Source organism: Rhodococcus sp. NPDC127593, assembly GCF_042671975.1.
Lineage (GTDB): Bacteria > Actinomycetota > Actinomycetes > Mycobacteriales > Mycobacteriaceae > Rhodococcus_F.
In genome coordinates, this window is sequence record NZ_JBHXWI010000081.1 from 16405 (window position 1) to 34758 (window position 18354).

General features: G+C 64.5%; 16 protein-coding genes. 4 read left to right on the plus strand and 12 right to left on the minus strand.

Features of this window, described 5'->3' with window-relative positions; all coding sequences use genetic code 11:
• Window positions 1-11: 11 nt before the first annotated feature.
• From ACFVJ3_RS43580 to ACFVJ3_RS43615, 8 genes are all read right to left on the minus strand, one after another.
• Window positions 12-1037 (minus strand): NAD(P)-dependent alcohol dehydrogenase, encoded by a 1026-nt coding sequence (locus tag ACFVJ3_RS43580; protein ID WP_378457970.1) that lies wholly within the window; start codon window positions 1035-1037, stop codon window positions 12-14.
• Complete coding sequence (locus ACFVJ3_RS43585) at window positions 1034-1777, minus strand: iron-sulfur cluster assembly protein (protein ID WP_378457971.1); 744 nt, start codon at window positions 1775-1777, stop codon at window positions 1034-1036. Before ACFVJ3_RS43585 ends, ACFVJ3_RS43580 begins: the two co-directional genes overlap by 4 nt.
• Entirely contained in the window at window positions 1774-2820 is a 1047-nt protein-coding gene (locus ACFVJ3_RS43590; protein WP_378457972.1) for an amidohydrolase family protein, read from the minus strand. Before ACFVJ3_RS43590 ends, ACFVJ3_RS43585 begins: the two co-directional genes overlap by 4 nt.
• A 63-nt stretch (window positions 2821-2883) precedes the next feature.
• Window positions 2884-3930 carry a zinc-binding dehydrogenase gene (locus ACFVJ3_RS43595; RefSeq protein ID WP_378457973.1) on the minus strand — a complete coding sequence of 349 codons (1047 nt, stop codon included), beginning with the start codon at window positions 3928-3930 and terminating at the stop codon, window positions 2884-2886.
• 124 nt (window positions 3931-4054) lie between these two features.
• Window positions 4055-4396, minus strand: a complete 342-nt coding sequence (gene mimD, locus ACFVJ3_RS43600; protein WP_009472934.1) for a propane 2-monooxygenase effector subunit MimD — start codon at window positions 4394-4396, stop codon at window positions 4055-4057.
• On the minus strand, window positions 4393-5499 hold the full coding sequence (locus ACFVJ3_RS43605) for an aromatic/alkene monooxygenase hydroxylase subunit beta (protein WP_378457974.1): 1107 nt from the start codon (window positions 5497-5499) through the stop codon (window positions 4393-4395). The genes mimD and ACFVJ3_RS43605 overlap by 4 nt, the downstream gene beginning before the upstream one ends.
• A 50-nt stretch (window positions 5500-5549) precedes the next feature.
• On the minus strand, window positions 5550-6593 hold the full coding sequence (locus tag ACFVJ3_RS43610) for an FAD-binding oxidoreductase (RefSeq protein WP_378457975.1): 1044 nt from the start codon (window positions 6591-6593) through the stop codon (window positions 5550-5552).
• 84 nt (window positions 6594-6677) lie between these two features.
• On the minus strand, window positions 6678-8312 hold the full coding sequence (locus tag ACFVJ3_RS43615; protein WP_378457976.1) for a methane monooxygenase: 1635 nt from the start codon (window positions 8310-8312) through the stop codon (window positions 6678-6680).
• A gap of 284 nt (window positions 8313-8596) precedes the next feature.
• On the opposite strand from ACFVJ3_RS43615, the gene ACFVJ3_RS43620 reads away from it, so the two are divergent.
• Window positions 8597-10225 (plus strand): sigma-54-dependent Fis family transcriptional regulator, encoded by a 1629-nt coding sequence (locus ACFVJ3_RS43620; RefSeq protein WP_378457986.1) that lies wholly within the window; start codon window positions 8597-8599, stop codon window positions 10223-10225.
• Between the two features lie 114 nt (window positions 10226-10339).
• Complete coding sequence (locus tag ACFVJ3_RS43625) at window positions 10340-11797, plus strand: catalase (RefSeq protein WP_378457977.1); 1458 nt, start codon at window positions 10340-10342, stop codon at window positions 11795-11797.
• Here the strand turns inward: ACFVJ3_RS43625 and ACFVJ3_RS43630 are convergent.
• Together ACFVJ3_RS43630 and ACFVJ3_RS43635 are read right to left on the minus strand one after the other, a co-directional pair.
• Window positions 11749-12915 (minus strand): hypothetical protein, encoded by a 1167-nt coding sequence (locus tag ACFVJ3_RS43630; protein WP_378457978.1) that lies wholly within the window; start codon window positions 12913-12915, stop codon window positions 11749-11751. The genes ACFVJ3_RS43625 and ACFVJ3_RS43630 overlap by 49 nt on opposite strands.
• Window positions 12915-13865, minus strand: coding sequence for a metal-dependent hydrolase (locus tag ACFVJ3_RS43635; RefSeq protein ID WP_378457979.1), 951 nt, complete (start codon window positions 13863-13865; stop codon window positions 12915-12917). Before ACFVJ3_RS43635 ends, ACFVJ3_RS43630 begins: the two co-directional genes overlap by 1 nt.
• 244 nt (window positions 13866-14109) lie before the next feature.
• Here ACFVJ3_RS43635 and ACFVJ3_RS43640 point away from each other — a divergent pair, with 244 nt between their 5' ends.
• Window positions 14110-14733, plus strand: a complete 624-nt coding sequence (locus ACFVJ3_RS43640) for a TetR/AcrR family transcriptional regulator (protein WP_378457980.1) — start codon at window positions 14110-14112, stop codon at window positions 14731-14733.
• Between the two features lie 8 nt (window positions 14734-14741).
• On the opposite strand, the gene ACFVJ3_RS43645 is transcribed toward ACFVJ3_RS43640, so the two are convergent.
• Window positions 14742-15116, minus strand: coding sequence for an ANTAR domain-containing protein (locus ACFVJ3_RS43645; protein WP_378457981.1), 375 nt, complete (start codon window positions 15114-15116; stop codon window positions 14742-14744).
• Between the two features lie 133 nt (window positions 15117-15249).
• Complete coding sequence (locus ACFVJ3_RS43650; protein ID WP_378457982.1) at window positions 15250-16212, minus strand: NAD(P)-dependent alcohol dehydrogenase; 963 nt, start codon at window positions 16210-16212, stop codon at window positions 15250-15252.
• A 268-nt stretch (window positions 16213-16480) separates the two neighbouring features.
• Between ACFVJ3_RS43650 and ACFVJ3_RS43655 the strand changes: the two genes are divergently transcribed.
• On the plus strand, window positions 16481-18354 hold a 1874-nt coding region (locus ACFVJ3_RS43655), incomplete at its 3' end, for a condensation domain-containing protein (RefSeq protein WP_378457983.1).

The following is an 18354-nucleotide window of genomic DNA, read 5'->3' on the forward strand; positions in this document are numbered from 1 at the left end:
GATGCGGGGTGTTACGGGACGAGAATCGCTCGGCCGCGCACCCGGCCGGCATCGAGATCGTCGAGTGCTTGCTGGAAGTCCTCGAGCCGGTACCGGGTGGTGTGCAAGGTGACCTTGCCCTGGGCGGCAAGGGTCATGAGCTCCTGGAGGTCGTTGTAGGAGCCGACGAGATTGCCGATGAAGTTGATCTCGGTAGAGATCACATCGATGGTCGGGACGTCGATGTTCTCGCCGTAGCCGACGACGTAGTAGTTCCCGGCGCGGCGCAGCATCCCGATTCCTTCCCGGGTCGCGCCGCCCTCGCCGACGAAGTCGACGACGGCTTCGGCGCCGTGTCCGCCCGTCAGGTCGAGCACCTGCTGGGGGTGGGTGCCGTCGGCGACGATGCCGTGGTCGGCGCCGATCTTCACGGCGAGTTCGACGGCCGCGGGGTTACGGTCGAGCACGACCACAGTGACACCGGAGATGGCCTTCAGGACCTGGATGCCGATGTGGCCGAGTCCGCCGGCCCCGATCACCACGCACACGTCTCCGGGCCGAGTCGCCTTCGCGGCCTTGGCAACGGCGTGGTACGCCGTCAGGCCTGCGTCGGCGAGGGCGGCGACGTCGGCCGGTTCGAGCGAGTCGTCGATCCGGACCACGCTGCGTGCGGTGGTGCGCAGATATTCGGCGTACCCGCCGTTGACGTCGATGCCGGGGAATGTGCTGTTCTGGCAGTGGACGTCGTCACCGAAACGGCACGCCCGGCACAGTCCGCACGTGATGAGCGGGTGCAGGATCACCTTGTCGCCGACCGCGACGTTGGTGACGGCGTCGCCTACCGCGTGGACCCAGCCGGCGTTCTCGTGCCCGATCGTGTACGGCAGCGCGACACCCGACTTCGCCTCCCACTGCCCTTCGAGGATGTGCAGGTCGGTGCGGCACACACCCGCGCCGCCGATGCGCACGATCACATCGAGGGGGCCCTCGATCGTGGGTGCGGGAATGTCGTTGAGCTGCAGCTTGGTGTGGTAACCCACCACTTGCACGGCCTTCATCGCGGGCTCCTGGTTCTGAGGTTGGTGATTCGCGGTGTGGCGCCGACGGATTCGCTGTCGGCGTAGCGGGTAGCAAGCAGGCCGCGGCAGAAGTGCGCGTTGCCTTCCATCGAGATGCGCACCGACTTGGCGAAGCGCAGCCGCATCGGCACCGACTCCGGGGGTATGCGCTTGCCGTCGTCGTCGACGAACACCCGGCTGGCCGGGCAGATGCTCAACCCGATGCCGATCCGTCGACGCAGCAACGCGGCCTTGGCCTTTCCGAGAGCGAGGTCGCTGAGGGTGAGCCGGTAGATCTCGTTGACACCCACATCGGTGGTCTTCAGGTGCGCCTCGACGCACCGCTCCATCGCCGCGGCGTGCGCCTTGGACCGGAACGTTCGGCGCAGTTCGTGCAGACTCTCCTCCGCCTCGGAGCCGAACGTCCCGACGTATCCGGCGTCCGCCGCGAGACCGGCGTTGATCTTGTCGCTGTCGTGATGGTCGTCCAGCAGCACCCGCACCTCACCGATCTCCTCGACCAGGCGCAGGGCGTCGAGGGCATCGGAGGCCATGAGGTAGGCGAAGTTCGGCGAACAGAACGCGGTGGGCAGCCGCAGGTGCACGGTGACCCCGTCGTCGTCGAGGGCGACCGACCGGACGAACCCGAGATCGGTGATCGGCTCGTCCAGTTCCGGGTCGGTAACCGTCGACAGGGCCATCAGGACCTCCTGTTCGGTGCAGACAAGAGCGGCGGTCATGACGACACGGTCTCCCGCGCCCCGGCAGCGACCTCCACACCTTCCTGCCCGGCCGGCTCGGCGAGTTGCAGGTTTGCGGGAACGTCGATGTCGTACAGCGCCGCCGCGTTGAGGCCGAGGATCTTCTTCTTCTGCAGGGCGGTGATCGGGGCGTACTCGCCCTGCATGTCCTCGGGGATCTGGAAGTCGACGAACTTCTCGATCAGCCACTTCGGGGTCCACAGCGCGTAGTCGCTGCCGAACAGGATCTTGTCCTCGCCGATCCAGTAGAGCAACTCGCCGATGATCTGGGCGAAGTAGCGGGGCCGGGTATGGATGAACGGAAGGGCAACCGCCAGGCCGCCGTACACGTTCGACTCCTGGGTGGCGATCCAGCAGAAGTCCTCGAGCCGCGGCAGTCCCACGTGCTCGACGACGAATCGAAGGTCCAGGTAGTCGGTGGCGACCTTGTCGACGTCGGAGACGTCGAAGGCATCGCGGTCGAGGGGACGGATCGTCGGACCCTTGTGGACGTGAATGTTCTTGATCCCCAACTCGATGCACTCTTCGAGGTAGCGCCGCGACCACGGGTCGTCGAGTTTGTAGCCGCGGGAGTCGCCGTGCCATTCGGCGGTGTAGAGCTTGACGCCCTGCAGGTTCATCCGGTCGGCATCCTTGCGGAGCTGTTCGAGCCCGGCCTCCTCGTGGCGCGGGTCGTAGGCGTGGTTGTAGGTGAGCTTGCCGGGGTGCTTGGCGACCAGGGCGAGTGCTTCGTCGGTTCGCCCGAATCCATTGTGGTAGAAGTCGCTGAGCAAGGTGGCCTGGAAGATCGCGTGGTCGACGTAGCCCTCCACGAAGATGTCACGCTCGAAGCGTTCGCTGCCGTAATACGTGTAGGTGTCGTAGTCCCACACGACCTCTTCGGGGCTGAGGTTCTTGTGATAGTCGTAGAAGCAATCGATGAACTGCTTTCCGTGCACATTCTTCTGGTTCGACTCGCGGGCGTCCCAGACGTGTACGTGGCCGTCCACGATGAAATACTTCTCGCCGTTCTTCTCATACATGTTGGATGCTCCGGTTTCAATCGATGGGTAAAATCTGGCCACGGCTCGCCGCAGCTGCGTAATTCACCGGCTGATGGTGACCTTGAGTGCGTCGTGGGTGTCTGCATGTGCAAAGACGTCGTACGCGTCCATCATTTGCTCGAGCCCGAACGAGTGAGTGCTGAAGGTCCCGACGTCGATCTTCTCGTGAGCCACCAGATCCAGGAGGGTAGGAATGGTGGTGCCGTTGACAAGTCCGGTGGTGATCGTGATGTTGTTGATCCACAGATCTTCGAGGTGCAGATCGACAGGTCTGCCGTGCACACCGACGTTGGCGATGCTCCCTCCGGGACGCACCAGGGCAGTGCACAATTCGAAGGTTTCCGGGATCCCGACTGCCTCGATCACCACGTTGGCGCCCAGACCGTGAGTGAGTTCGAGGACGCGGGCTCGGACGTCCTCTGTGCCACTGTTGATGGTCTCGTCCGCACCGAAGCCGAGTGAACGTTTGAGCCGGGATTTGGAAAGATCGACAGCAATGACGGTCGCGGCGCCGTAGAGCCCTGCCGTGCGGATCGACGCCAGCCCGACCGGGCCCGCACCCACTACCACGACGGTGTCGCCAGGTTTCACTCGAGCGTTCTGCACCCCGATCTCGAATCCGGTGGGCAGAATGTCGGCAAGGAAGATTGCCTGCTCGTTCGTGACGGCCTCGGGCAACAGGTGCACGCTCGTCTCGGCGAACGGCACGCGCACGTACTCTGCCTGCGTACCGTCGATCAGGTGTCCGAAGATCCACCCGATGCCACCGACGGAGGCGCAATGGGAGGGCATGGCGCACTTGCAGGGCCCGCACTTGCCGCAGGAGGTTATCGCCGGCACCAGCACCCGATCTCCCACTGCGAGTGACGTAACGGCCGACCCGACTTCGGTGATGACGCCGACCGCCTCGTGCCCGAGCACGCGACCGGGGGTCACAGCGGGCACATCACCTTTGAGGATGTGCAGATCGGTCCCGCAGATCGTCGTCGTATCGACACGCACTACTACATCGGTCGGGTCGACCAAGTGTGCGTCGGGCACATCGGTCCACGACATCGAGCCGGGACCCTGGAACACAAGTGCTTTCACATCGATCTCATTCTCTGAAGGGTTGACGACGCACCCGCTGAAACCTGGGATGCCTCTCGGTCCACCGGCGCCGCCCATCAAGTCCGGTCGGGCGGCGCCGGCACGGTGCAATGTCGGTTCGTGTCTACTGTGCTGTGAGGTCGAATCCGATGTACTCGGCGGCGTCCTCGGGGCTGGCGAACAGCAGGGTCTTCTCGTCGAGGTGGACCATGCGCCCGTAGTGGGTGGAGCTGATCTCCTCGAAGATGGATCCGTCGAATTCCTGGCCCAGGGCGTCGGTGAGTTCCTCGTAGTCGAAGTCGAGCAGCTTCTGGCCGTCGACGCGGATCATCGAGGGGTACTCGGTCAGCTCGACACCGTCCTTGGCACCCATCACCTCCGCGACGACCCGGCCGATGGGGGTGTTCATCAAGGTGACGCCACACATGTTGGAGAACTCGGTGGACGATCCGAATTGCATGCTCACTTGTCCAACTCCTTGGGGATGTCGAGCCCGAGGTCCTCGAGCAGGGAACGGAACTTGTCCGTGGCGGCGTCCAAACTGGTGGCGAAGGTGACCGCCTTGTCGGCCGGCTGCGACCAGATCGGCTGCAGCGCCCGGGCGGCGTCGAGGCACCGCGGCACCCAGATGGCCAGCCAGGTGCCGAACAGCTCCTTGTTCGTCTCCCCGTGCTCGGGGTCGCGGGTGAGCAACCGGAACAGGTTGCGGGTGTAGGCGAGGTCGCGGTCGTAGTCGTGCTCGCCGGTGCCCACGATGGTGGGGGTGATGTAGTCACCGTTACCGGCGGCGATCTGCATGACCAATTCGCTACGGAACAGGGTGCCGACCAGCTGCTCGAAGACGATGTTCGAGGCGAACAGCAGCTCACACCAGTCCGGAACCGCGGTGAGCCGCTCGACGACCTCACGGGTGGGCTGCCACTCGGGCGCTGACTGCCAGACCTCCTTGTGGGCGGCACCGTCGAAGTTCTCGGTGGCGTCGGACAGGTCCAGGTTGAACAGGGCCAGGTCCTGGGCGAAGCGCATCTTGTGGGCGGCGTTCACCGCGACGGCGGTGTTGATCATGTTCGTCGGGCAGGACCGCTGGATGGAGGTGAACACGTGCAGCGCCAACCCGTTCTCGGCGTGCATCCACGCCCCAAGGTTGCGGGAGATGAACGTCAGCCACGGGGTGTTCCAGGAGTCGTAGACCCGGGCGCGCTTGGCGTTGGACAGGCACAACTCGACCTGATGGACCACCTTGGAATTGTTGCGGAAGATGGTCTGGTCCCACTCCTCGTTCGGGTCGAGGAAGGCGTGCCAGTTCGACGACTTCGCGGCCGTCCACTCCTGCGGGTAACCGCCGGGGCCGTCACCGAAGCCGTAGATCCAGCCCTGGGACAGGTGGCGATCGGGGTCGGGTTGGACGTCGACGGTCACGTCCTCGTACATCGTCGACCGCTTCTTGGCCGGCGTGTAGTAGGTGAAGGAGCGGCTGCGGGAGCTGGGGAACTCCAGCGCACCGGCTTCGGAGTCGGTGAACTCGATCTTCGGAAAGCTACGTTGCTTGGACTCGGAGGTTGCGGTCATCTCGTTTCTCAGTTCTGTCGGTAAAGCAGGAAAGTGGTTTCCTCGGGCGCCTACTCGAAGGCGGGGCTGGTGAACTTGTCGTAGAAGATCTGGTCGTGCGGGGTGCCCTTCGCCTCCAGCAGTTCCAGGGCCGCATCGACCATCGGCGGCGGCCCGCACAGGTACACCTCGGCCCGGCCGATGCCGGGCTCGCGGCGGCTGACGACGTCGGTGACATTGCCGTCCTCGACGGCGATCGCACCCACAGGCGGCGGGTCCATCGATTCGGACAGGCAGGCCACGAAAGTGAAGTTCGTCAGTCCCTGTCCGAGTGCGAGGATCTCGTCGAGGTAGAACAGGTCCTGCGGGGTGCGGGCACCGTAGTAGAAGTGCACCTGCCGGGTGTTGCCCGTCTCGCTCATGTGCCGCAGCAACGACAGCAGCGGTGCCATCCCCGCGCCGCCGCCGATGAAGACCATCGGCAGGACATGGCCGTCCTTGATGGTGAACGACCCGTACGGTCCGGTCAGGGCGATCTCGTCACCCACCGAGATTCCGTCGTCGAGCAAGCCGGCGAACTTGCCGCCGGGATACTTCTTGATGAGGAACTCGACATGTCCCGGCGTCGATCGGGTCGTCGCCATGGAGAAGGACCGATGCTCGTCGGTTCCCGGGATGTGCAGGTCGGAGTACTGACCGGGCTTGAATTCGTACGCCGCGGGTTCGATGGGCGCCAACCGTAGCGACACGATGTCCTTGGTCATCGGCTCGATCCCGGTCACCCGGGTGCGCACATCCTGGATGGGGACACCGCCCAGCAGTTCGTCCTCGTCGAAATTGAGTAGTTCGATGGTGCAGTCGCTGTATGCGGTTGACCGGCAGAGCAGGACGTTGCCCTCGTCGACCTCGGCGTCGTTGCACGCAAACGTCGAGTAGTTCTCCATTTGGATATCGCCGTCGAGGACAAAGGATTTGCAGGCCGAGCAACGTCCCTCGCGGCAGCCGTGCATCAGGTGGATGCCTTGCCGAAACGCGGCATCGAGGATGTACTCGTCTTCGCCGACTTCCATCTCGATGTCGACGGGCTCGAAGTTGATACGGTGCTTGTCGGCCACGGGGGTCTCTCCTGGGTTCGTGAAATGAATGGTGAGGCGGTGGGTGGCGCCGGAGTGGCCGCGGCGCCACCCACCGGGCCTGGATCAGGCCGGAACTGTGCCGCCGGCGCGGTACGCGGCGATGTGCGCGTTGCGTTCGGCTTCGGACATTTCGTTCAAGAGCACGTTCGGGCTCTGGAAGGTGTTGCCCCGCACGTCGTCGAGAGTCCACATCTTCTTCGGGTCGTCCAGATCGAGGTGCGGCTGACCGACCAGGGTCTTGCCGTCGTCGCGGACGTACCCGAGATCGGAAACGATGTCGGCGAGGTCCTTGCCGTGATGCAGGGTTTCCCACTCACGGAATCCGGTGAGCCGCCCCATGTTCGGGGTCGGGCGGCCCTGGTACTCGCTGCGGAACGCGACGGCGTCGGTCCAGTAGCAGGTTTCCGAGCAGTAGGTCCGCCACTGCTCGTCGACCTTCTCCACGACCATGTCCTCACGGATGAGGGCGGGCACCATGCAGGTCCAGCAGCGGTGCGGGTACTGGTACCCGACCTCCTCGAACGCGATCGGCTTGTTGCGGCCGGGGTAGGCGAGCCGGTTGTACTCCTCCCACCACTTGCCGTACTTCGAGTACCAGCCCGGGTACTTGTGCTCGAACCACTCGAAGTCCTTGTCGGTCATCGCGTCGATCCGCCAGTAGTTCACCGGCCAGCCGGTGGCGAAGAACCGGGCCACCTCGTGGACATAACCCTTTTCGGTGATCCGCTTCCACGCCTCCTCGACCAAGTCGTGCGGAATCGTCAGGCCGTACTTCTCGAGCGGGATGAGGTAGCTGCGGTAGTAGTCGTCGTAGATCCACCGCCGCCACATCTCGGCGTAACTCTCCCGGTCCTTGCGACGGTCCTTCGTGCCGTACTCGATGAAGGTGCCGATCGCGGCGTCGACGACGCAGTGGTTGTTCCACCACGCGTACCGCAGGTCGCGTTCGAGCAGTGGACGGTTGCGCTCGTCGGCGAGTGCCATCAGCAGGATCGAGTAGCCGTTGGAGATGTGCCGCGACTCGTCCGACTGCACCGAGTGGAAGACCGTCGGCAACAGGTAGTCACCGTTGGCGGCCGCCTCGTCGGGCATGGCTACGAACAGGGTGTTGGTGAACGCTGTCTCGGCGACCACGGTCAGGTAGATGTTCGCTGCGGTGATCGCGTCGCCGGTGATGAACCCTTCGCCGAACTGCCTGCCGATGGTGCCCGCGTAGTTGTTCGCGAACGCCTTCTCGGTCATGTCGAACCCGGCGGGATCGATGTAGTTGTTCATGTACAGCTTCTTGAGGTTCATCTGGATCGTCGAGTGACGAACCTCGTCGATCATCTGTACCGCCAGCCCGTTGTGGATTTCCGGGTTGGGGACGGCGTCGATGGCCATCGGCATCGCTCGGGCAGCCGAGATCTCCGGGAACGGAATGATCGACAGGAACAGCTTCTGCCATTCGAGCCACCGCTGCTGCACCTGGCGGAACATGTTGCCGCGGATGGCACCGTCCATGGCGCCGTATACGCGGTTGTCCTTCTCTTCCTCCATCGGGAAGTAGGACCGCATGATCTGCTTGAGAGGATCCTTCTTCGGAGCCTTTTCGAAGGTGTAGTCGGTGCCGAACCGGGTTGCCGGAGTTGCGAATGTCGGATCCCATGACAGTTCGGTGATCTTCGCGTGGGCCTTTGTCAGGCTTTGCCTACTCAATGTGCGCCTCCTGGATCATGAGCCGGCCGGGTGCCGGCTGCGGGGACGTTGTGCGATTGATTGAACCCCGTGATCCAGCTCTCATCCGTCTCAGTGTGAGACGGAGGTCACTTTCAGGTGGGTGGTGGGTGCCTACACTTGCCCCGCGCCGCGGCAGACCCTCACACCCTTCGATCAGCCGACACAGGAGACCAATGCGAGTGACCCCACAGCCCTCCAGCACGTCGAACCACCTTCGTCCGAGCAATTGGCTCCGGGTGTCCTGGTCGCGATCTCGGCAGGCGTTGGGCGACGACGACCGGCCCAACGCCGCGTACGTCGATCGCGTTTCCACCGATACGGTGCTCGAGCGGGCAGCCCGATCCGTGCTGCCCACGTTGACGGCCGACATCGAAAACGAGCCGGTATCGATGATTCTCACCGACGCCAACGGCATCGTGCTCTCCCGCACCGGCGGTGACGGCACCTTGTTCACCGCACTCGACCGAGTCGACCTCGCCCCGGGCTTTCGCTACGCGGAAACCCAGGTCGGCACCAATGGAATCGGCACCGCGCTCGAGGTCGGGCGCCCCCTCCTCGTGGACGGAGACCAGCATTTCAGCGGCCCGCTCCGGTCCTTCTCCTGCGCGGGAGCGCCGGTGACGCACCCCATCACCGGAGCGATCCTCGGTGTCGTGGACTTGACCACCGCCGCGCAGAATTCCAACACCCTGTTGCTGTCCTTCGCGAAACTCGCCGCCGCCCGCCTCCGCGAGCGCATACTCGACGACGCAACCGAACTGGACCGGGCGATCTTCAGTGCCTACCGGTCCGCATGCCGGCGTTCCAGCCGACCCGTCGTCGCCGTCGGTGACGAGGTCGTGATGATGAACTCGCTGACCCGGCAAGAATTCGACTCACCAGACCAGATGGCCATTCTCGAACGCACCCGAGACATCGGCGGCGAAACGACACCGGTCACGATCCTCACCGACCTGCCCAGCGGAACGGTCGCACGCCTGAGTTACGAGCCGACATTCACCGGTAGCCGGCTTGCCGGCGGAATCGTCCGGATCACGAAACAGGTTGCCTCGCAGATTTACTCCACCCCTGAGGTGAACGCGCCCACCCCGCCCGCGATCGCCGGTGCCAGCCCGCTCTGGCAGCACACGGTCCAGGCGGTCGTCGACGCCTGCCGGCGACAGGACTGGCTCGTCCTCGACGGAGAACCCGGCGTCGGCAAGGCAGCCCTGATCCGGGCGGCACACCAGCTCGTCCCGGACCGCCGACTTGCCGCACTCGACGCCACCTCATTGGACGACGACCTCCTCACCCAGGCCTCCGACGTACTCGACAGCGGATCGGACCTGGCAATACTGCGCGCACACGCCCTGGACGAGACTCATCTCGCCGCGCTCGCGGACCTACTGCTGGACCTCCAGACACAGGAGCCACCTCGCAGACCCTGGGTGGTGCTCACCCGGTATCCCCAGGACTCGACCGACACCAGCCCACTGCTGCGCATGTTCCCCAAATCGGTCACTGTGCCACCCCTGCGGCACCACCTGGACGACATTCCCGATCTGGTGCGCAGCCTGCTCGGCACCCTGGGGGCCACCGGCCTCACCCTGGCTCCGGCCGCCTCGAATCAGCTCGCGCGTCTGGCCTGGCGCGGAAACGTCACCGAACTGAAGAAGGTCCTCGAGGACACCTACCGGCGGCAACGGTCCGGCATCGTCGAACTCGACACCCTCCCTCCCGCATGCCGTTCCACCACACGCCGAAAGTTGACCAGAATGCAGGCGCTCGAACGTGACGCGATCGTCGACGCCCTCGCGCTTCATGCCGGCGACAAGGCCGCCGCCGCCACCGCCATCGGCATGTCCCGAGCGACGATCTACCGCAAGATCCGCGAATTCGGCATCGTGCGCTGAGCGACCCTGACCGCGGGAATATCACATTGAGACGCCGCTGCACTCTGCCCTGAGGGATGCTCTTGCCGAACCACATTCACGCGCCCAGCCTCGGGTGTCAGACAGGAGAAATCGATGACCAACCCGAACGGACTCACCACAGTCGCCGGTGCACCGGTACCCGACAACCAGAACAGCATCACCGCCGGTGCACGCGGTCCGGTACTCCTGCAAGATGTCTGGCTTCTCGAGAAGCTCGCGCACTTCGACCGCGAAGTCATCCCCGAACGTCGCATGCACGCCAAAGGCTCGGCCGCCTTCGGCACCTTCCGCGTCACCCACGACATCACCGCACGCACCAACGCCGCCATATTCTCCGAAGTGGGCAAGCGGACCGAGATCTTCATGCGTTTCTCCACGGTCGCCGGCGAGCGCGGCGCCGCCGACGCCGAACGCGACATCCGCGGATTCGCCGTCCGTTTCTACACCGAGCAAGGGAACTGGGACGTCGTCGGTAACAACACGCCCGTCTTCTTCTTCCGTGACCCCCTCAAATTCCCCGACCTCAACCATGCGGTCAAGCGCGATCCGAAGACCAACCTCCGGTCTGCGGAGAACAACTGGGACTTCTGGACCAATCTCCCGGAGGCGCTGCACCAGATCACCATCGTGATGTCCGACCGCGGCATCCCCGACGGCTACCGGCACATGCACGGATTCGGGTCACACACCTACTCGTTCGTCAACGAGGCCGGGGAACGTTCCTGGGTGAAATTCCACTTCCGTACCCAGCAGGGCATCAAGAACCTCACCGACGAAGAAGCCGCCGTCGTCGTCGCCGGCGACCGCGAGTCGGCGCAGCGTGATCTCTTCAACGCGATCGAGGAGGGCAACCACCCGAGGTGGACCCTTTTCGTGCAGATCATGCCCGAAGCCGACGCCCAGACCTACCGCTACCATCCGTTCGACCTCACAAAGGTGTGGTCCAAGAAGGACTACCCCCTCATCGAGGTCGGCGAACTCGAACTCGATCGCAACCCGGAGAACTACCACGCCGACGTCGAGCAGGCGGCCTTCTCCCCGGCGAACATCGTCCCCGGCATCGGATTCTCGCCGGACCGCATGCTTCAAGGCCGGCTGTTCTCCTACGGCGACGCCGCCCGATACCGGCTCGGCGTCAACCACCACCAGATCCCGGTCAACAGCCCCAGAGGTGCCACCCACGTCAATTCCTTCCACCGTGACGGCAGCATGCGCGTCGACGGCAACCAGGGCAGCGTCCCGAGCATCGAACCGAACTCGCACGGCCGCTTCGCCGACCAGCGCAGTTACGCCGAACCGCCACTCGAAGTCGGCGTGGTCGCCGACCGGTTCGACTACCGAGCAGACGACGACAACTACTTCGAACAGCCCGGCGACCTCTTCCGCAGCATGAATGCCGAACAGCAGACTGTGCTGTTCGAGAACACCGCCCGTGCCATCACCGGAGCGTCGGCTGCCGTGATCGAGCGCCATATCGCCAACTGCACCCAAGCAGACCCCGCCTATGGCGAAGGCGTGCGAAAGGCGTGTGAATCCCTCGGTGCCTTGTAAGTCGCGGCATCAGCGGGTCCCCTCGGTACCGTGAAGGTGGCGGCGACGCACAGAATCGCGATCGCGAAGCAGGCGATGGTGTACCAGAGAGTTCCGATGGGATCGCCATTGCTCGTGACGCCGTCGACAGCGCCGAAATAGCTGGGCAACGCGGTCACCCACAGAACGCCCATCACGGCGAGGTACACCACGCTGTAGACACGGACGAAGTCGTTCGAGTAAATCGGAACGTCGGGCGTCCCCCGTCGAAGCCGCGACCACTGCCGGACCAGGATCGGGATCGCGACGAGCACGATGACGACCAGTTCGATCGCGTAAAGAATTCCCCGGACCGTGGTGCTCTCCATTCCGAGGACCGTCGCCGGGATCGGGAGGATGAACGTTCCCGCAGACGCCAGGAGACCGATCACGATCGTGCGCCACACCAGCTCGAGTCCGGTGAAGTCCCGACCCCGGTCGGTGTAGCGTCCCACGAAGAACTGAACGCACAGGGCCAGCGACATCGGCCACAGGGCCGCGAACACCACCACGCTCGGCAGCGGAACCGAGTCGAACATCGGCTGGTTGACCGGGTTGGTGGTCGACCATTCCCACCACCTCAGCTGCGGTCCGAGCTGGTCGAAGATCTCGTAGAACGCGTGGTGCACGAAGCCCATGCAGATCGCGCCGACGAGTACGCCGTACTTCCGGAAGACGCCGAGCATCCGGACGAGCTCGAAGGCCAGCGTGGCCATCAGCGGATAGATCGCGATGATGTACAGCGGCAGTCGGCCCCACAGGAAGTCCACGGTGAACACGTTGTGCGCGAACATCGTGTCCACGTGTTCTTCGATCCCGAAGGCCGCCGGAAAGTAGAGCGGCGGTTCGATGACGAACAGGTACGCCGTGGCGCCGAACCAGAGCACCAGGTTGGTCGGATCGCCGTTGCGGCGCCAGCGCAGGATCGCGAATACGAGCGCGAGCACCGACCCGACCACGATGGTGAGCTCGAGAACCGGCAGGGTCCAGTTCTCCAGCGCCGACGGGCTGCGGACCTCGACGAGTCCGCCGGCCTCGGCGCACGAGAAGCCGAGCGCTGTCGAGAGTTGCTCGAAGGTGGGTGAGCAGAGGTCGGCCATCAGTTGACCACCGCCGGCACGGGATCGGTCCGGCGTTCGCGCGACTCTGCGGTGTACCAGCGTGTGCAGTCGTAGCCTGCGTCGTATCGGGTGAACCACTCGTCGGCGAGCGCGGGCAGCTTCTCGTGGGTGGGGTCGTGCTTCGGCATCTGACTGCGGACGATGCCGGCGAGGGCGGTGAGCTGTTCACCGCGCGGGAGGTCGTCGAACGCACGCGGCATGACGCCTTTGCTCAGGTAGGGCGCGAACGACGTGAGCAGTTTCTGCTTCGTGCGGTGCGTGGCGAACATCGACATCGAATCGACCTTCCGCTCCTTGATCGGCACGTGCTGGTTGAAGCCGGCGCAGGCGATCCGCATCACCTTCATCACATGTGCGAAGATCGACGGCGCCATCCGTATCCGGTACAGCTCTTCCCCGACAAGGGAATTGAAGATGATCATCGCGGAACTTCGGTGTTCGACCTCCTCGACGAAGTGCCAGATGAACAGGGACGCAACCCGGTCGTCTCCCGGTCGGAAGAGGGTCGCGTCGTTGTCGAGCATCAGTTTGAACACCGGCGTGAAGGTCGCTTCCAGATCCGCCGTGTAGGCGAGTCGGTAGTTCAGAGTGGTCGCCTCGGTCAGGAGGTCGTACTCGCCGATCACCGCGTCCAGGGTGTTCTGAAGCCCCGTGTATCGCTTGATCAGGGCTTTGACGTGCTGGCGATGCGCGGTCGAGTGGTGACCCTCCTGACGCATGAACGCCTGGGCCTCTTCTGCGACCTCGGGATCGGTCATCCGTGGTTTGGCCTGCATGATCGCCTTGACGATCATCTTCTCGAAGCCGACGGCCAGGAACGAGATCGCATTGGACATGCTCGACCAGGCCGGGTTGTCGGGGTTCCAGAGGAACGGGACGTCCTGCTCGTCGAACGCGAAATCCATCTTTCTGGGGTGCAGGTCGGTCATGTGGAATACCTCGTCTCGTGCGGCATGAGTGGGCTGCAGCTCTGGGTAGGTAACAACATACACATGTTGGTTACATTGTATGATTACGTTTCGGCGAATCCCCCGGAGAGCGTCTGCGAAACAGGACTTCGGGGTGGAGGGAAATGCGTTCGCGGTAACCTCTGAGTCCAGGTCGGGCGGTGAGCCGAGCCCTTTGCACGACGTTCGGGCCCACCGGCGCGTTGTGAGAGGTGGGGAAGAGACAGTGGCTGGCAGGCGTGGGTGGGGTGGCAGTCCGCCCGGAAGTGACGAGGAGGCGTCCCGGAGAATCGTCACCGCCGCAGTCGAGCTCATCAGCCGGAAAGATACGGCGATCAGCATCGCCGACGTTGCGGAGTACCTCGGCGTCATCCGGCAGACGGTGTATCGGTACTTTGCCAGCACCGACGCCCTCCTGCGAGCCGCCGCCATCGCCGCCGTCGCCGGATTCCTCGACCGCCTCGCAGAACACCTCGTGGGTATCGAGGATCCGGCAGAGGCTGTGGTCGAGGCCGTGATCTACGCGCTCGACGAAGCGCCCCGCATTCCGCAGCTCGGCATCATGCTGTCCGGCTCTCATTCCCACGCCGAGGGAATCACGTCCAACGAAGCCCTGTCCTTCGGAATGACGATGATCAGACGCTTCGACGTCGACTGGGAGCGGCACGGCTACGACGAGCCGGCCCTGCGCGAGCTCGTCGAATATCAGCTGCGGACGATGCAGTCGTTCTTCATCTCGCCCGGAAACCCGCCGCGTAGCCAGGACGAACTGCGTGCGTATCTGCGACGGTGGGTGGGATCAACTGTCGCCGTCCCGCGCAGTCCGGCCTGGAGACGGGGCGACGCTTGACGGGCCGATCATGGTCGTATCTGCGTCGCGAGGTGGGGATGGTGTCGCCCGTGCAGGCTGGCCATCCGCTGCGAAGGACGGTGGTGCCCCGAAGGCTGTCCGCGGAGTCCTTCCCACTCGGGGAACGTGCCGGGACGGCGACTGGTGAGGTGCCGGGTGTTGCTGGTGAGGTCGATCAGGCACCGGGCGGCGCCCTGCACGGAGAGGTGGTGCCGTCGTGCAACGTCGAGCAGTTCGTCGAACGCCTGGGCATCGCTGTAGCCGCGGCTGGTGATCAGCACTGCCTTCGCGGTGGTCAAGAGTTCACGGTCGGAGGGCCCGCGGCGCCGGTCGAGGAAGCTTCGGGTGGGCCGCACGGGGTTCGGGTTCTCGGATTTCAACATCTGGCACCGTCCTTTGTCTAGGAGATTCCCCCAGGTCGCGATCTCGTAAACGTGCGTACCCGAGTGCTGGTTCATGTGGGCATACGCGTGGGGTTGGGAACCCGATCTCTGGGGAGGCCCGGCTAGGCCTCGGCTAGGCCACGGTTATGACGACGTTGCCACTCTTGTGTCCGGTGTCGACATACCGATGCGCCTCGACGATGTGTTCCAGGGGATAGCTGCGGTCGATGACGATCCGCAATCTGTCCGCTTCGAGGAGCTTCTTGATGTACGCCAATGCGTCGCTCTTGCGGACGGACATACCGGTGACGACTTTCCTACCGCCTCGGATCGACGTCCAGAGTGATAGAACATTGTTGTTCAGCCCGGATGTGGGTACGTAGCATCCGTGCTCGGTGAGCGAGCCCTTGCATCGAGCGAACGAGTTCCTGCCGACCGCGTCGAAGACGACGTCGTATGCGTCGGTGTTCTCGGTGAAATCCTCTGTGGTGTAGTCGATGACCTTGTCGGCGCCCAGGGACTTCACCATCTGCATGTTGTGCGGACCGCACACGCCGGTGACCTCCGCACCAAAGGACTTGGCGAGTTGCACTGCATAGGTGCCGACGCTGCCGGAGGCGCCGTTGACGAGGACCTTCTGTCCGGTTCGCACCTTCGCCTTGTCCCGGAGGAAGAACAGTGCGGTTGTGGCACCGTCGACGGCGGCGGCGGCCTCTTCGTAGGTCTTGTTGACCGGCTTGAGTGCGAGCGAGGCGGTTTCCGGAAGGCACTTGTACTCGGCGTAGGCGCCGATATCGAAACCGGTGAACCCGAATACCTCATCGCCCGGCTGGAACCGGTGCACATCCTTCCCGACGGCCTCGATCTCTCCGGCAAGCTCCAGACCCAGGGTTCGCAGTTTCCTTCGTGGCCTTCGGAGCCCGAGGATCAACCGGCCCCAGAGCGGCTCGCCCCGGCGCATCTTGCATTCAGCTGTTGTCACCGTCGTCGCGTGAACCTTCACCAGGACTTCGCTGTCCTTGGGCGTCGGTTTCCGGACCTGCGCGAGCTCGAGTACTTCGGGTTCGCCGAACCGGGTGTGGATGATCGCCTTCATCGCGGCCTCCCTCTGCGGCGACCGGGGTAATCACGCCTCGAACACCTCACGGCCAAGCATAGTTCTCCGGCATCCTCGTCGTGGGGTTTGGCCGACGGGCAGGGTGTCGACACCACACCCCTAGGGTGTGTTCTCGCGCACGGCGATCCGCGGGACTGTAGTGGCGTCGGTATATCCGGCTGCCCCTGCCCAGAAGGACCGAGCGTCCCGCCGTCGACCCAGCGGCGCAAGCACCCAGGTTGGTGATTTGATGGAACACGCTGCGCGAGTGAACTACCGAGAGCATCGATCCGATCCGTTCCCGCTGTCTGCGGCACAGCACGGGCTGTGGTTTGCGCAGCAGCTCGCCCCGGACGTCCCGATCTGCATCGCGCAGTACGTCGACATTCGCGGGCCGCTGGACGTCGATCTGTTCCGCGAGGTAGCGCTCGTTGCCGGCCACGAATACGAGTCGGTGTTCCTGCGTCTGGTCGACGTCGACGGTGAGCCGCACCAGGTGGTCGATCCGCCTGCCGATGCGGCCATGGGAATCGTCGACTTCCGCAGTGCATCCGACCCGATGGCCACCGCGGAGGCGTGGATGCAGGAGAACTACACGGCCCGAGTCGATTTCGAGCACGACTATCTGTGCGAATCGTCGCTGTTGCGGGTCGGTGACGAGCGGCACCTCTGGTACAGCAGGATCCACCACGTCGCCCTCGACGGATACGCCGCGATGACGATGGTCAACCGTGTCGCCGCCCTGTATACCGCGGCGGTACAAGGCCTCGAGCTCGAACCGAACCGTGCAGCGGACCTGCACACCCTGCACCGCCTCGAAGGGGACTACCGGGCGTCCCACCGATTCGCGTCCGACCGTGACTACTGGGCCGAACGTCTGCACACACGCACGAACGGCACCTCCCTGACCGACATCGACGCTCCGCCGGCCGCCCACAGCCTGACCGTGCGCACGGCGCTGTCCGCCGGAACCGTCGCGCGGCTCGAGGACACCGACGGCCGGCCGGGCGCGACGGCAGCAGCAGCACTGATCGCCGCCTTCGCCTGCTATCTCTCGCGGCGGACGGGACGGCAGGACGTGCTCGTGGACATTCCGCTGTCCGCACGCACCACCGCTGTACTGCGCCGCTCCGGCGGCATGCTCGCGAACGTTGCGCCTCTGCGGGTGCAGGTCCGATCCGACGACACCGTCGGCGACCTCGTGACCCGGGTCCAGCACGAACTGATGGGAGCGATGCGGCACCAGCGCGGCAACGTCGAGGACATTCTGCGCGATCTGGGTGTGTCCGCCGAGGCCCGCAGGATCTCGGGACCGATGATCAACGTGATGCTCTTCGATCAGGATCTCACGTTCGGGTCGCTTACCGGAGACTTCCGGATCCTCACCACCGGTCCCGTCCCGGACCTGTCCGTCAACGTGTACCGGAGCGGGACTCCGACGTCGACGATTGTCGAGTTCGAGGCGAACCCGTACCGCTACCGCGACGACGACCTGCGGTCGCATCACGCCGGCGTCGTCGGATTGATCGACGAACTGCTCGCCGCAGACCCCGGCACCCCGCTCGCCGTGATCGGGGTGGCGGAGTTGGAGTGCTTGAGTCCGGTGGTGGGTGAGGTGTCGGTGTCGGAGGTGTCGTTGCCGGGGTTGTTGGCGGCGTCGGTGGCGGTGGATCCGGATGCGGTTGCGGTGGTGTGTGGGGATCGGCGTGTGTCGTATCGGGAGTTGGATGAGGTGTCGAATCGGTTGGCGCGGGTGTTGCTCGAGGTGGGGGTGGGCGCCGAGTCGGTGGTGGCTGTGGCGGTGGCGCGGTCGGTCGAGTCGGTGTTGTCGGTGTGGGCGGTGGCGAAGACGGGGGCGGCGTTTTTGCCGGTGGATCCGCAGTATCCGGCGGGGCGTATCGAGCACATGTTGGCGGATTCGGGTGTGGTGGTGGGGGTGACGCTCGCGCATGTCCGGGATCGGTTGCCGGGTTCGGTGCGGTGGGTGGTGCTCGATGACGCGGTGACGGTGTCGCGGCTTGGTGGTGTGTCGGCGGGGGTGGTGACGGATGTGGATCGGGGTGCGCCGGTGCGGGTGGGTCAGGCGGCGTATGTGATTTATACGTCGGGGTCGACGGGTGTGCCGAAGGGTGTGGTGGTGAC